The organism is Bradyrhizobium sp. 160 (assembly GCF_023073735.1).
GTDB lineage: Bacteria > Pseudomonadota > Alphaproteobacteria > Rhizobiales > Xanthobacteraceae > Bradyrhizobium.
In genome coordinates, this window is sequence record NZ_JADPKD010000075.1 from 42,811 (window position 1) to 56,813 (window position 14,003).

Sequence of the window (14,003 nt, forward strand, 5' to 3'; positions counted from 1 at the left end):
AGCCGCCGCAATGAGCAGCAAAACCCACGCAAAACCATCGACGCCCCCGCCTACCCGGGCGTGAGGCTAGCGCAATACAGCTTTTGATTGCAACACAGTCAGCATGGTTGTCCTGTGCCGCTCCAATGCAATTGGTGCCGGAAAAGTCAGAGCTGCTGCACGTCCACGACGCCCGCGACCGCCTTGATCGCGCCGGCGATCTGCGGCGAGACCTTGAAGCGGCCGGGCAGCTTCATCTCCACCTCGGTCTCCAGGTCGAGCATCATCACCAGCGAGACCTCGCCGTCGCCGTTGGAGCGCGGTGCGGTGCCGGGACTGCCGATCTTTGGCGCGGCACCGTTCGCGGGCGCCATCTCTGGCCCGGCGAGACGCTTGGCGATCGATTCCAGCGGCTTGGTGTCGCGCACGAAGATGCGCAGGCCCTTCTGCGTCTTGGCGGCGGCATCATCCAGCGGCTCGGCATGCAGCACGCGGGCGCGGACGTCCTCGCCCTGGAGCTCGGCGCCGAGCTGGAGCAGCACGGCGGCGCCCGGCTCCAGCACGTCGCGATATTGCGCAAGGCCTTCGGAGAACAGCACGGCCTCGAAATGGCCGGTCGGATCGGACAGGCCCATGATGCCCATTTTGTTGCCGGTCTTGGTGCGCCGCTCCATGCGTGAGACCACGGTGGCCGCGACCTTGCCGGCAGTCGCGCCGGTCTTTACCGCGCGCGAGAACTCCGCCCAGCTCTGCACCCGCAGGCGCTTCAGCACGGTGGCGTAATCGTCGAGCGGATGTCCGGACAGGAAGAAGCCGATCGCGTCGTATTCACGCCGCAGCCGCTCGGCCGGCAGCCAGGGCTCGACCTGCGGCAGCATGATGCTGGGCGCATCAGCCGAGCCGCCGAACATGTCGTTCTGGCCAATCGTCGCGGCTTCATGCGCGCGCTGGCAGGCGGCCAGAATCGCGTCCGCGCCGGCGAAGACGCGCGCCCGGTTCGGCTCCAGCGTGTCGAAGGCCCCGGCGGCGGCAAGACTCTCGATGATGCGCTTGTTGATCGCGCGCGGCGACACCCGCGCGGCAAAATCGGCGAGCGAGGTGAACAGGCCGTTCTTGGTCCGCTCCGCAATGATCTGATCGATCGCCTGAATGCCGACGCCCTTGAGCGCGGCGAGCGCGTAATAGATCGTCTTCTCGCCGACCTCGAAGGTCGCCCCCGAGCGATTGATGTTCGGCGGCTCGACCTTGATGCCGAGTCGCTGCGCCTCGGAGCGGAATTCGGAGAGCTTGTCGGTGTTGTTGAGATCGAGCGTCATCGACGCCGCGATGAACTCCACCGGATAATGCGCCTTCATGTAGGCGGTGTGATAGGACACCAGCGCATAGGCCGCCGCGTGGCTCTTGTTGAAGCCGTAGTCGGCGAATTTGGCGAGCAGCTCGAAGATGGTCTCGGCCTGGCCCTTGGGCACGCCGTTCTTCACCGCGCCCGCGACGAAGATCTCGCGCTGCTTCTCCATCTCGGCGCGGATCTTCTTGCCCATGGCGCGGCGCAAGAGGTCGGCGTCTCCGAGCGAATAGCCCGACATCACCTGCGCGATCTGCATCACCTGTTCCTGGTAGATGATGACGCCGAAGGTCTCTTTGAGGATCGGCTCCAGCACGGGATGCAGGTATTCCGGCTCCTCGTCGCCGTGCTTGCGCGCGCAATAGGTCGGGATGTTCGCCATCGGACCCGGGCGATAGAGCGCCACCAGCGCGATAATGTCCTCGAAACGGTCGGGGCGCATGTCGATCAGCGCGCGCCGCATGCCCTGGCTTTCAACCTGGAACACACCGACCACGTCGCCGCGCGCCAGCATCTGGTAGCTCTCGGCGTCGTCGATCGGCAGCGTGGCCAGATCGACGTGGATGCCGCGCGGTTTCAAGAGCTTCACCGCGACGTCGAGCACGGTCAGCGTCTTCAGGCCGAGGAAGTCGAATTTGACGAGGCCCGCCGGCTCGACCCACTTCATGTTGAACTGGGTCACCGGCATGTCGGATTTGGGATCGCGGTAGAGCGGCACGAGCTCGCTCAAGGGGCGATCGCCGATCACGATGCCGGCCGCATGGGTCGAGGCGTGACGCGTCAGGCCTTCGAGGCGCTGGGCGATATCGAAGGCGCGCGCCACCACCGGGTCTTCGTCGCGGAACGCCTGGAGCTTCGGCTCGCTCTCGATCGCAGCCGCCAGCGTCACCGGCGCGGCCGGATTCTGCGGCACGAGCTTGGTCAGCTTGTCGACCTGCCCGTAGGGCATCTGCAGCACCCGGCCGACATCGCGCAGCACGCCCCGCGCCTGCAGCGTACCGAAGGTGATGATCTGCGCGACCTGGTCGCGGCCGTAGCGCTGCTGCACGTATTGGATCACCTCGCCGCGACGGTCCTGGCAGAAGTCGATGTCGAAGTCCGGCATCGAGACGCGCTCGGGATTGAGGAAGCGCTCGAACAGCAGGCCGAACCTGATCGGATCAAGATCGGTGATGGTCAACGCCCAGGCGACCAGCGAGCCGGCGCCGGAGCCGCGGCCCGGCCCGACCGGAATGCCTTGCGACTTCGCCCATTTGATGAAGTCCGACACGATCAGGAAGTAACCCGCGTATTTCATGCGGGTGATGACGTCCAGCTCGAAGGCAAGCCGCTTGGCGTATGTCTCCTCCGTCGTGCCTTGCGACAGTCCGTGGACGCGCAGGCGGTTGGCGAGCCCCTCCTCCGCCTGCCGCTTCAATTCGGCGGCCTCGACCGCGGCGGCATCCGAGCTCGATGCGGCGCCGACGGTGAAGAACGGCAGGATCGGCTTGCGTGTCATCGGGCGGAACGAACAACGCTCGGCGATCTCCACCGTCGAGGCCAGCGCCTCCGGAATGTCGGCGAACAGCACCGCCATCTCCGCGCGGGTCTTGAAGCGGTGATCGGGCGTGAGCTGCTCGCGGTCGGTCTCGGCGATCAGGCGCCCACCGGCGATGCACAGCAGCGCGTCATGCGCTTCGTAATCGTCGGTCGCGGCGAAATACGGCTCGTTGGTCGCGACCAGCGGCAGGCCCTTGGCATAGGCGATGTCGATCAGGCCGCTCTCGATGCGCCGCTCCTTGTCGGTGTTGTGGCGCTGCAATTCGACGTAGAGGCGGTTGCCGAACAGGCTGGCGAGACGCTCGCAGCGCAACGCCGCAATTTCGGCCTGCCCGGTGGCGAGCGCCAGCGATACAGGTCCATCCGGACCGCCCGTGAGCGCGATCAGCCCCTCGGTCTCGCCTTGGAGCCAGTCGAACTTGATATGGGGCGCGTGCGTGTCAGGCGTCTCCAGGAACGCCCGCGAGTTCAGCCGCATCAGGCTGCGATAACCGCGCTCCTGCGCCGCCAGCAGCACCAGGCGCGACGGCCCCAGCGCGTTGCGCGCATTCGGATCCTGGTCGCCGAAATCGACCGCCAGCTCACAGCCGACGATCGGCTGAATGCCAGAACCCGCCATCTTGTCGGAGAACTCCAGCGCACCGAACATGTTGTCGGTGTCGGTCAGCGCCAGGGCCGGCTGGTGGTCTTTCTTGGCGAGCTCGGCGAGCTTGGCGATCTTGATCGAGCCCTTGAGCAGCGAATAGGCCGAGTGAACGTGAAGGTGGACAAATCCGGCGCTCGGCATGGTCGCGTGACGGCCTCTTGCAGGGGGGATGGAGCGGTCGCCGGCTTCTCAAGGCATCATGCACTCGCCCGGCCGACTCGCCTCCCAATGGTGCGGCGTGGCGCCGCGAGAGTCCACGCCGGAGCGGCCAATCCGCCGCGTCGTCCCGCTTTTCCCCAACCGCGTCCTTTAGAGCTGCGGAATTACCTGGGCCCAGATCGCGATCATCCCGACGAACAGTGTGATCGAGGCCAGTGCGGCGGCTTCTTCCACGAAAACCCTGAACATGTCTCGCTCCTTTTGCTAGAACGTATGAAGAACATTGTTCTCATTTCGTTCTCAGGAGTCAAGCCAGCTCAATCATTCCGAAAGGGAATGGTTAACTCGTTGAACTTGATAACAAAAAAGCCCCGGCGCATGGCCGGGGCTTTTCGACGAACGCTTCCTGAACGAAGCGGTTTGTCTTAGTAGCGGGCAACCATCGGGCCGCCGAACTTGTAGTTCAGGCGGACGAGGCCCATGTCGACGTCCTGACGGATGCGCTCGGTGCCAGCGAAGCCAGCGAACGTCACGTCCTTGTCGGCCAGGAAGATGTGGTTGTACTCGACGCCAACCGACCAGTTCGGGGCGAAGCCGAACTCGAGGCCGGCACCCACCGTACCACCCCAGCGGGTGTCGCTCGATGAGGCGAGCAAGGGACCGCCGAGGCCATAGATCTCGTACTTGTCGCCGACCACAGCCGCACCGCCCTTGACGTAGAGCAGCACGTTGTTCCAGGCGTAGCCGACCTGGCCGGTGATCAGACCGAACGAATCGATCTTGGTCCGGTTGCGGGTGGCGAACAGCGCGCTGACGTTGTCGCCCGTGAAGTCAGCCCAGTTGCCCTGGCCTTCCACGCCGAACACGAACTGGCCGGACTGCCAGCGATAGCCGATCTGGCCACCGACCGTGCCGCCGGTCGCATCGTGCGAGCCTTCGCGGCCGACACCAACGAAGTCCCAGGTGGTGCGAGCCGAACCGCCACCGCCGTTGATGCCGATGTAGAAGCCGCTCCAGTCGTAAACTGCGGCGATCGCCGCCGGCGGAGCCTTGGTGTAAGGCCGCGCCGCCAGGTCAGCAGCCACCGCCGGCGCAGCCGCGCTGAGCGCAATCAGGCTGACAGCGGCAAGCAACAAATTCTTCTTCATTTGATTCCCGTTCCAGTTTCTTCAGTAGGCCCCCGGGCCGTGCCGTCGTCATATCAGCGATCGACGGAATTGCTGTAACCGCGACGCAACAGTTAGAGCCAAAGGGCCGCGCTTCATTAATGAACATTTAGCGCAGCGCACCGGAAACCCTTTGAAACAAGTGTTTTCACGAGTTCCAATGTCGACTACACGACGTAACCTGCACGCGCGCGTAACAACGTCGCGGGCACATTCGCGTGATTGGAGAATTCAGATGCGAGTCCAGCCTACTCTCCCCATTGTCGCCACATTTTCGCTCGGGCTCGCCACATTTGCGCTCGGGCTCAGCGCGAGCTCGCCGGCGCGCGCCTTCGGCACGCACCATCCATTCTGCCTCACCGGCGACGAATGGCCGGGGCTGAGCAATTGCAGGTTCGATACCTACGCGCAGTGTCAGGCGAGCGCATCCGGCCGCGCGCTGACCTGCATCGCCAATCCGTTCTTCGCAGGCCAGAGCGATGATCCCTACGCGTATCAAAATCGTCCGCGCGCGCAGACGCCGGGCTATGCCTTGCCGCGCTGAAATACGCGGCGCGTGGACCATGCTCGTCGCAATCGGATTGCTCCTTACGAGCACTCTTGCGCACGCGCAGACCTACGATCCGCGCTATCCGGTCTGCATGCAGATCTACGGCCCCGTCGGCTATTTCGATTGTCGCTACAGTTCGCTCGAGCAGTGCAGATATCTCGCCGTCGGACGTTCGACGGGCTGTGTCGTGAATCCGTATTTCCCGCCAAAGAAATCGGCGTCCCCTCGCCGACCGAGCCGCGCCGCCGCTGGCGCCGGCTAATCCAGCGATCGTATGGTCTGGCGTCTCTCAGCTTTGCCAGGGCGTGTTGCGGATGCGCGTACACGCATTTGGCTTGCGGATCCCGCCCTACACCGGCGTATAGATCACGAGCTTCAGCGCGGGATCGTCGTTGGCCTGAAAACTCGTGTGCTCGAACCGGAGCACGCCCTTGGTCGGATGGTTCATGGTCTTCAGGCCCGAGGCGGTGCTCCGGATCTCGTGCGCCTCCCACCAATCGACGAATTCCGGACTGCCCTGACGCAGCCGCGTGAGCAGCTCGGTGAAGGCGGGATCGCCGGCCCAGACGTCGTGGGTGGCGCGAAACATTGCGACCATGCTCTTGGCCACGTCGGTCCAGCTCGCGCCGTAGAATTTTCGCGTCTGCTTGTTCGTCAACACCAGGAGCAACGTATTGCGATCCTGCTCCGGCAGCTGGCCGAACCCAAAGATCTCCTCGGCCGCCGCGTTCCAGGCCAGCACGTCCCAGCGCCGCCCAGTGACATAGGCGGGCTGGGTCAAGCTGTCGATCATCCGCCGGATCGGCGGCGGCACGATCTCGGGCACGAAGGCAGCCCTCGCGCCGTCGCGCGCCAGCGCCTTCAGATGCGCATGCTCGGTCTTGCTGAGACGCAGCGCGCGGGCGAGCGCATCGACGGTGGTGATCGAGGGGCTGACGGTGCGGCCCTGTTCGAGGCGGATGTACCAGTCGACACCGATGCCGGCGAGCTGCGCGACCTCCTCACGCCGCAGCCCCGCGGTGCGCCGCCGCCGGCCCGCCGGAAGGCCTACTGCCTTCGGTGACAGCTTTTCGCGGCGGGACCTGAGGAAGTCGCCGAATTCGACGCGGCGTGGGTCGGCCATGATGTCGTTCCCGCCATGGAGGGTCCTTGCAATACTAGGATAATACCAGGCCTTCTTGTCCCCTCCAAGGCAGCGCATATGCGCTTCACCCGACCTTGAGAGGTGAAACATCGTGAAAGCTGCCGTACTCAAATCCTTCGGCTCGCCACTGGTGATCGAGAATGCCCCCGAACCGGTGCTCGGAACCGGCGAGGTCATCGTCGATGTCGTTGCCACGCGCGTGCTGTCCTACATGAACGAGGTCTTCGACGGGACACGCAATTATGCGCTCGAACTGCCGATGATCCCCGGCCCCGGCGGCATCGGCCGGGTGCGCGCGGTCGGCCCGGACGCAACCAGGCTTGCGATCGGCGACTGGGTGTTCTGCGATCCGACGGTGCGTTCGCGCGACGATGCCGTTGCGCCCGACATTGCCCTGCAAGGGCTCACGGCCGCCGGCCCTGGCGGCATGCGCCTGCAACAGCATTTTCGCCACGGCTCGTTTGCCGAGCAGATGCGGGTGCCCACCGAGAACGTCACACGTCTCGGCGCGATCACACCGGAGGCAGCGGCGCAATGGTGCGCCCTTGGGACACTGCTCGTGCCCTATGGCGGCTTCCTCGCCGCGAACCTGCGACCAGGCGAGACCGTGCTGGTGAGCGGGGCCACCGGCAATTTCGGCAGCGCGGCCGTCTCGGTCGCGCTGGCAATGGGCGCGGCCTGCGTGGTCGCGCCCGGCCGCAACGAAACAACCCTGGCCGACCTCGTCCGCCGCTTCGGCAGCCGCGTGAAGCCGGTCAAGCTCGCCGGCGTTGAGGACGACGACCGCGAGAGCATGAAGCACGCGGCATCAGGTCCGATCGACTGCGTGCTCGACATCATGCCGCCCTCGGTCAGCACCAATGTGGTGCGCGCGGCGGTCATGACGGTGCGCCCGTATGGCCGCGTCGTGCTCATGGGCGGCGTCGGCATGGCGGGCGGTGCAGGGCTCGAGCTGCCCTACCCATGGATCATGCGCAACTGCATCAGCATCCACGGCGTTTGGATGTACCCGCCGGACGCAGCAACCCGCCTGATCGCGCTGGTGCGCGCCGGGCTGCTCAGGCTCGACGAATACGAGGTGACGGCGTTCGATCTCGACCACGCCAACGGAGCCGTGGAACACGCCGCCGCCAATGGCGCGCCGTTCAAACTGACGGTGATCCGGCCTTGAGCCCCAGGGGCGCGGCCGAGCGCCGTCGCCGATTCTTTTCGCAAGTCCGGCCAAGCACTTGGCTACTGTGCATGGGGTTGTTTTCGCATTTTAGTCGAGCTCGACCACCTGGCCGTTCGACAGCGAGACGCGCCGGTCCATGCGCCCGGCGAGCTCCATGTTGTGGGTCGCGATCAGCATCGACACCTGCGTCGCCTTGACCAGCTGCATCAAGGCCTGGAACACGTGCTCGGCGGTACCGGGGTCGAGATTGCCGGTCGGCTCGTCCGCAAACAGCACGCGCGGCGCGTTGGCAACCGCACGTGCGATCGCGACGCGCTGCTGCTCGCCGCCCGACAATTCCGCCGGACGATGGGTGATGCGGTCGCCGAGGCCGAGATAGCCCAGGATCTCCTTGGCGCGCTTGACGCTCTCGGATTTCTTCAGGCCGCGGATCATCTGCGGCAGCATCACGTTCTCCAGCGCCGAGAACTCCGGCAGCAGCCGGTGCGACTGGTAGACGAAACCGATATCGGTGCGGCGCAGCTGGGTGCGCTCGATGTCGGGCAGCTGCGAGGTCGGCGCGCCCGAGACATAGACCTCACCGGAATCCGGCGCCTCGAGCAGCCCCGCAATGTGCAGCAGTGTCGACTTACCGGACCCCGACGGCGCCACCAACGCGACCGACTGCCCGCGCCACAACGCCAGCTTGGCGCCGTCGAGGATCGTCAGCGGCATCTCGCCCTGCACGTACTGCCGCTTTATCTCGTGCAGATAAATGACCGGTACATCATCCGCCCCATGCTGCTGCTCCATCAGCCCCTCACTCGTACCGGAGCGCTTCGACCGGATCGAGGCGCGCGGCGCGCCACGACGGGTACAGCGTCGCCAGGAACGACAGCGTCAGCGCCATGACGACGACCGCCGTGGTTTCGCCGACGTCGATCTCGGCGGGCAGCTTCGACAGGAAATAGAGTTCAGGCGAGAACAGCTCGGTGCTGGTGAGCCAGGACAGGAATTGTCTGATGGACTCGATGTTGAGGCAGATCACGAGACCGACGAAGAAACCGACCAGCGTGCCGACCACGCCGATCGAGGCGCCCGTGATCAGAAAGATGCGCATGATCGAGCCCTGCGAGGCACCCATGGTGCGCAGGATCGCGATGTCGCTGCCCTTGTCCTTCACCAGCATGATCAGGCCGGAGACGATGTTGAGGGCGGCAACCAGCACGATCATGGTCAGGATCAGGAACATCACGTTGCGCTCGACTTGGAGCGCGTTGAAGAAGGTCGAGTTGCGCTGGCGCCAGTCGACCAGGAACACCGGGCGGCCCGCAGCCTCCGTCACGGCCTTGCGGAAGGCGTCGATCTTGTCGGGGTTGGTGGTGAACACCTCGATCGAAGTGACGTCGTTGCTGCGGTTGAAGTAGGCCTGCGCCTCGGCCAGCGGCATGAACACGAAGCCGAGATCGTATTCGGACATGCCGATCTCGAACACGGCGACGATCTTGTACGGCTTGATGCGCGGCGTTGTGCCCATCGGGGTGACCGCGCCCTTCGGCGCCACCAGCGTCACGCTGTCGCCGGCATGCAGCGACAGCTGGTCGGCGAGCCGGCGGCCGATCGCGACGCCCTGCCCCTCGTCAAAGCCCTCGAGCGAGCCCTGCTTGATGTTCTTGGCGATCGAGGTGAGATTGTTGAGGTCGTCGGAGCGGATGCCGCGCACCAGGACGCCCGAAGCGTTCCATGGCGATGACGCCAACGCCTGGCCATCCACCACGGGAGCAGCGAGCCGGATGCCCTCGACCTGGCTGAGGCGGTCGGCGACATCCTTCCAGTCGGTCAGCGGCGATTCCAGCGGCTGGACCAGGATATGGCCGTTGAGCCCCAGAATCTTGTCGAGCAGCTCCTTGCGGAAGCCGTTCATGACGGCCATGACGATGATCAGCGTCGCCACGCCCAACATGATGCCGAGAAAGGAGAACCCGGCGATGACCGAGATGAATCCCTCCTTGCGGCGCGCTCGCAAATAGCGCCCCGACAGCATCCACTCGAATGGCGCAAAAGGCGCGGTCTGCACGGTTTCGGTCATGGTCTCGTCCATCGCTCGATAATCCCATGATTCGGGGTCAATTGTGGCCGGATTGGCGGCCGCAATATCGCGCGATGAACAATATTCAGCCGACCAAGCGGGCGACCGCGTCCGCAGGCGACATGGTCTCGCGTGCGCCGTCGGCTCGCCGCTTGATCTCGACCTTGCCGTCAGCAAGCCCCTTCGGCCCGATCATGATCTGCCAGGGGATGCCGATCAGGTCGGCGGCGGCGAACTTGGCGCCGGCGCGCTGGTCGGTATCGTCATAGAGGACATCCACGCCCTTGGCGGTGAGCTCCTCATAGAGCTTCTCGCAGGCTGCATCGACCGCGGCATCGCCCTGCTTGAGGTTGAGCACCACAGCGCGGAACGGGGCGACGGCTTCCGGCCATTTGATGCCGGCATCGTCATGGCAGGCCTCGATGATGGCGCCAAGCAGGCGCGAGACGCCGACACCGTAGGAGCCGCCATGGATCGGTACCTCGACGCCGTCGGGACCGGCGACCAGCGCCTTCATCGGTTCGGAATATTTGGTACCGAAGTAGAAGATCTGGCCGACCTCGATGCCACGGGTGTTCACTCGTTTGTCCGCAGGCACCTCTCGCTCGAACCGTGCGGAATCGTGAACGTCCTCGGTAGCAGCATACAGCGAGGTCCACTGCTTGATGATCGGTGTCAGATCGCCCTCATAATTGACGTCCTCGCCCGGCACCGGCAGGTCCAGCACGTCGCGATTGATGAAGACGCCGGATTCGCCGGTCTCTGCCAGCACTATGAACTCGTGGCTGAGATCGCCGCCGATCGGGCCGGTCTCGGCGCGCATTGGGATCGCCTTCAGCCCCATCCGCGCGAAGGTTCGCAAATAGGCGACGAACATCTTGTTGTAGGCGACCCGCGCCGCCGCCTCGTTGAGGTCGAAGGAGTATGCGTCCTTCATCAGGAATTCGCGGCCGCGCATCACACCGAACCGCGGACGCTGCTCGTCGCGGAATTTCCATTGAATATGATAGAGATTGAGCGGCAGGTTCTTGTAGGACTTCACATAGGCGCGGAAGATCTCGGTGATCATTTCCTCGTTGGTCGGGCCGTACAGCAGCTCGCGCTTGTGGCGGTCGGCGATGCGCAGCATCTCCGGACCATAGGCATCGTAGCGGCCGCTCTCGCGCCAGAGGTCGGCGAGCTGGAGCGTCGGCATCAGCACCTCGATTGCGCCCGAGCGGTCCTGCTCCTCGCGCACGATCTGCTCGATCTTCTTGAGCACGCGGAAGCCAAGCGGCAGCCAGGCATAGATGCCGGCGGCCTCCTGCCGGATCATGCCGGCGCGCAGCATCAGCCGATGCGAGACGATCTCGGCTTCTTTCGGATTTTCCTTCAGAATGGGCAGAAAGAATCGCGACAACCGCATGGCAACACTCTAGGAATCAGTGACGGGTTGCAGTGAAACCGGATTGGGAGCGAAAACACAAGACCGCGAGTGAGGAAAAGCCGCTAACGCGGCGGAATTCCTGTCATTTTCCGTTGACTTCAGGTTTGGCTTGAGGAGCAGCATGCCATGCAAAGCCGGCGAGCCTAGGGCGGCGCCACCTCGAGTTCATCCTCCAGCGTAATGCTTTCGAAGTCGCTCACCAGCGCATTGATCCGGATATGCCAGCGGCCTGCGAAAGGCAGTTCGACCTCGCGCACATGCCAATAGCCGTCCGGCCCCAGCGAGGTACCCCGTTCCATCGGCTCGATGCCGCGCTCGGGCAGGCTCAAGGTCAACGTCACCTCCTTGGCCGCGAGCGGCGTCCCCTCGCCGGTCATGAGTTGGAGTACAAAATCGTCCACGCCGGGCTTCCCAGGAGAGACCAGCACCTGGAACATTGCCTTGTCGCTGTGGATGTGGATCGCGAGCGGCGCCTCGGGAAGCATGGTCCGCGGCGGCGGCGTGAAGCGCCACCCGGCGACGACCGCGACGATGACGAGTGCGATCGCGCATTCGAACAGGATCGAGCGCTTGAGGGCGGAGGCGGCCTTGTGATCGCTTGCCAGCGCCGGGCTCAGGTGAAACCGGTTGAGCGCGGCGAGTGCGAGCAGCATGAGGACGAGCGCGAGCTTGATGGAAAGGATGAGGCCATAGCGGGTCTCGACCAACGCTGAAGGCCTTTCGAGCTGGACGATAGCGAGCCCAAGGCCGGTCAAGGCCAGCGTGGCGACGACCGGCACGGCGATGCGCGAGAAGCGGTTTACGACAGGCAAGGCCGCGGCCGCCGGCTTTGACACCAGCACAACGAGCGGCGCGAGCGCCCCGATCCAGAACGCGACGCCGAGACCGTGGAGGAAGACTGCCGGCCGCGTCAACATTTCGGGTGGCGCCGTTGCGGCGTGTCCGGTCATGGCCAGTGACAGGCCGACGCCGATGAACGCGATAAACGCAAGAGCGCGCGCGTACCAGGCAGCACGCAGCGCCATCAGGGCCAGCAGCATCGCAGCGACGGCGACCAGCAAGGCGGGGCCTGCGCTGGTCGCGAACGCGACCTTCCAAGGCGCGGCCGTCGCAAGAGCTGCCGGTGGCAGGCCGAGGAGATCGACACCCAGCGCACCGAGGGACATCACCGCGCTCGGAAGGCCGACCGCGAGTGCCACCCGCGGCACGATCATGCTGGTCGTCGACCACGCGATCCAGCGCGCGAACAACGCACCGCCGACACCAACAAACATCCCGATATAAAGACCAACCCGCGCCAGCCAGATGAGTATGCTCAATCCGCTATCCGTATTCGCGAGAGGCTTCGTCCCCGTCGGCATGCCGATCGAGAAGATCACCGATCCGGCCACGGGATGGCCGTCCTGCGAAATCACGCGATAGCTGACGACCGCCGTACCCTGCGGCAGGTCCGGCGGCATCGCAACCGAAATGGCCTCCCCCGACGCGTCGATGCGCACATCGTCCCGTGTCCTGCCCGCGCCATCGATCAGCCGGATCGCGCCGGGCGTGACGGCCTCGTTGAAGCGCAGCACCACAGCCTCCGGCGCGGCCATGAGCCTGCTGCCGCTCGCCGGCTCGGCCGAGACGAGTGCCGCATGCGCCGAGGCCCCGGTCGCAAAGCCGACGACCAGGAGCAGCGTCGCGAGCGCGGCGAGCAGGCGCATCAGGGTTTCGGCAGCAGCTTCACACCCGGGGCGGGCGACTTGCCCTCCTGCGAATGCCCGGCCCCCTCAGCCGGGATCTCGATCCAACGGCTGACACCGGTCTCGCATTCCTGGACAACGGGGAAATACAACGTCGTGTTCGGCTTGAGCTTGTCGGTGAGGACCGTATGCATGACGAACTCGTCATAGTTCTTGTCCGGCAGCTTGCCGCCGGCCCACGCCACCTCCTTGACGCCGGACGAGACCTTATTGCCGTGATAGTCATATTCGCTGGCATATTTGCCTTCGACGACATCGATGGTCCAGCCTGCCTTCGGCATCGGCTTCACTGCGATCACCCCTTCCGGGATCTGCACGCGGATCTTCACCGTGGGCGAACCCGCACAACCATGGGGCACTGTGAACACAGCCTTGTAAGACGCACCGACCGTGGCTTGCTTGGTCTCGAGCGACACGTGCGCCGCCGCCGGCGAGGCGGCGAACGCAGCAATCAGGATCAGGCGGAATAGCTTCGACATGTTCAGCCTCCCGAGAGTTCGGATCCGTCTCACTTCATCTTCATCCCCGAGTGATCCGGCATTTTCTTCATGTCCATATGACCTGAATGCTCGGCATCGCCCGGCGCCTGCGCGCCGACGCCCTGCACGTCGAGGGAGACTGCGACTTTGCCGGCCTTCTCGAACTGAAGCGTCACTGGCACCTTGTCGCCCTGCTTGAACGCGCCCTTCAGCTCCTGGAGCATCAAATGATTGCCGCCGGGCGCAAGCCTCACGGTCTTGCCGGGATCAATGACGAGCCCCTTGTCCAGCGGGCGCATCTTCATCACGCCATTGTCCATCGCCATCTCGTGAATCTCGGTCTTCCCCGCGAGGTCCGCGGAAGCGCTGACCAGCCTGTCGGCCGCCGCCCCCTTGTTCTCGATGGTGAGATAGCCGCCCGCGACCTTGGCGCCGCCCGGCGTCGCCCGGCTCCAGGCTTGCGAGATCACGAGATCGCCCGCCTTGACGTCGTCGGCCGATGCAACGGCGCAGCCGCCCAGCAGCAGCGCGATTGTGAGGAGAGTCTGCTTCACTTTCTTCATTTCGATAGCCTCATTGATGA

12 protein-coding genes are annotated in these 14,003 nt (G+C 64.8%); 3 read left to right on the plus strand and 9 right to left on the minus strand.

The window, feature by feature from the left end:
- Positions 1-146: 146 nt before the first annotated feature.
- Positions 147-3,650 (minus strand): DNA polymerase III subunit alpha, encoded by a 3,504-nt coding sequence (dnaE, locus tag IVA98_RS31285; protein ID WP_247356216.1) that lies wholly within the window; start codon positions 3,648-3,650, stop codon positions 147-149.
- Between the two features lie 443 nt (positions 3,651-4,093).
- Positions 4,094-4,816 (minus strand): outer membrane protein, encoded by a 723-nt coding sequence (locus IVA98_RS31290; RefSeq protein WP_247275926.1) that lies wholly within the window; start codon positions 4,814-4,816, stop codon positions 4,094-4,096.
- A 253-nt stretch (positions 4,817-5,069) separates the two neighbouring features.
- On the opposite strand from IVA98_RS31290, the gene IVA98_RS31295 reads away from it, so the two are divergent.
- Both IVA98_RS31295 and IVA98_RS31300 read left to right on the plus strand, forming a co-directional pair.
- Positions 5,070-5,378: a DUF3551 domain-containing protein gene (locus tag IVA98_RS31295; protein ID WP_247335676.1), complete on the plus strand. Its 309-nt coding sequence runs from the start codon at positions 5,070-5,072 to the stop codon at positions 5,376-5,378.
- Positions 5,379-5,397: 19 nt separating this feature from the next.
- Complete coding sequence (locus tag IVA98_RS31300; protein ID WP_247335675.1) at positions 5,398-5,646, plus strand: DUF3551 domain-containing protein; 249 nt, start codon at positions 5,398-5,400, stop codon at positions 5,644-5,646.
- Between the two features lie 87 nt (positions 5,647-5,733).
- Here IVA98_RS31300 and IVA98_RS31305 read toward each other — a convergent pair whose 3' ends face one another.
- Entirely contained in the window at positions 5,734-6,507 is a 774-nt protein-coding gene (locus IVA98_RS31305; protein WP_247337424.1) for a helix-turn-helix transcriptional regulator, read from the minus strand.
- A gap of 112 nt (positions 6,508-6,619) precedes the next feature.
- Here IVA98_RS31305 and IVA98_RS31310 point away from each other — a divergent pair, with 112 nt between their 5' ends.
- Positions 6,620-7,699, plus strand: coding sequence for an alcohol dehydrogenase catalytic domain-containing protein (locus IVA98_RS31310; RefSeq protein ID WP_247337422.1), 1,080 nt, complete (start codon positions 6,620-6,622; stop codon positions 7,697-7,699).
- 90 nt (positions 7,700-7,789) lie between these two features.
- Here IVA98_RS31310 and IVA98_RS31315 read toward each other — a convergent pair whose 3' ends face one another.
- From IVA98_RS31315 to IVA98_RS31340, 6 genes are all read right to left on the minus strand, one after another.
- Positions 7,790-8,494 (minus strand): ABC transporter ATP-binding protein, encoded by a 705-nt coding sequence (locus IVA98_RS31315; RefSeq protein ID WP_247294755.1) that lies wholly within the window; start codon positions 8,492-8,494, stop codon positions 7,790-7,792.
- 7 nt (positions 8,495-8,501) lie between these two features.
- Complete coding sequence (locus IVA98_RS31320; protein ID WP_247275918.1) at positions 8,502-9,782, minus strand: lipoprotein-releasing ABC transporter permease subunit; 1,281 nt, start codon at positions 9,780-9,782, stop codon at positions 8,502-8,504.
- A gap of 73 nt (positions 9,783-9,855) precedes the next feature.
- Positions 9,856-11,175: a proline--tRNA ligase gene (gene proS / locus IVA98_RS31325; protein WP_247356227.1), complete on the minus strand. Its 1,320-nt coding sequence runs from the start codon at positions 11,173-11,175 to the stop codon at positions 9,856-9,858.
- Between the two features lie 164 nt (positions 11,176-11,339).
- On the minus strand, positions 11,340-12,902 hold the full coding sequence (locus tag IVA98_RS31330) for a copper resistance CopC/CopD family protein (RefSeq protein ID WP_247337416.1): 1,563 nt from the start codon (positions 12,900-12,902) through the stop codon (positions 11,340-11,342).
- Positions 12,902-13,420 carry a YcnI family copper-binding membrane protein gene (locus IVA98_RS31335; RefSeq protein WP_247294747.1) on the minus strand — a complete coding sequence of 173 codons (519 nt, stop codon included), beginning with the start codon at positions 13,418-13,420 and terminating at the stop codon, positions 12,902-12,904. Before IVA98_RS31335 ends, IVA98_RS31330 begins: the two co-directional genes overlap by 1 nt.
- A gap of 29 nt (positions 13,421-13,449) precedes the next feature.
- On the minus strand, positions 13,450-13,983 hold the full coding sequence (locus IVA98_RS31340) for a copper chaperone PCu(A)C (RefSeq protein ID WP_247294745.1): 534 nt from the start codon (positions 13,981-13,983) through the stop codon (positions 13,450-13,452).
- Positions 13,984-14,003: the final 20 nt, after the last annotated feature.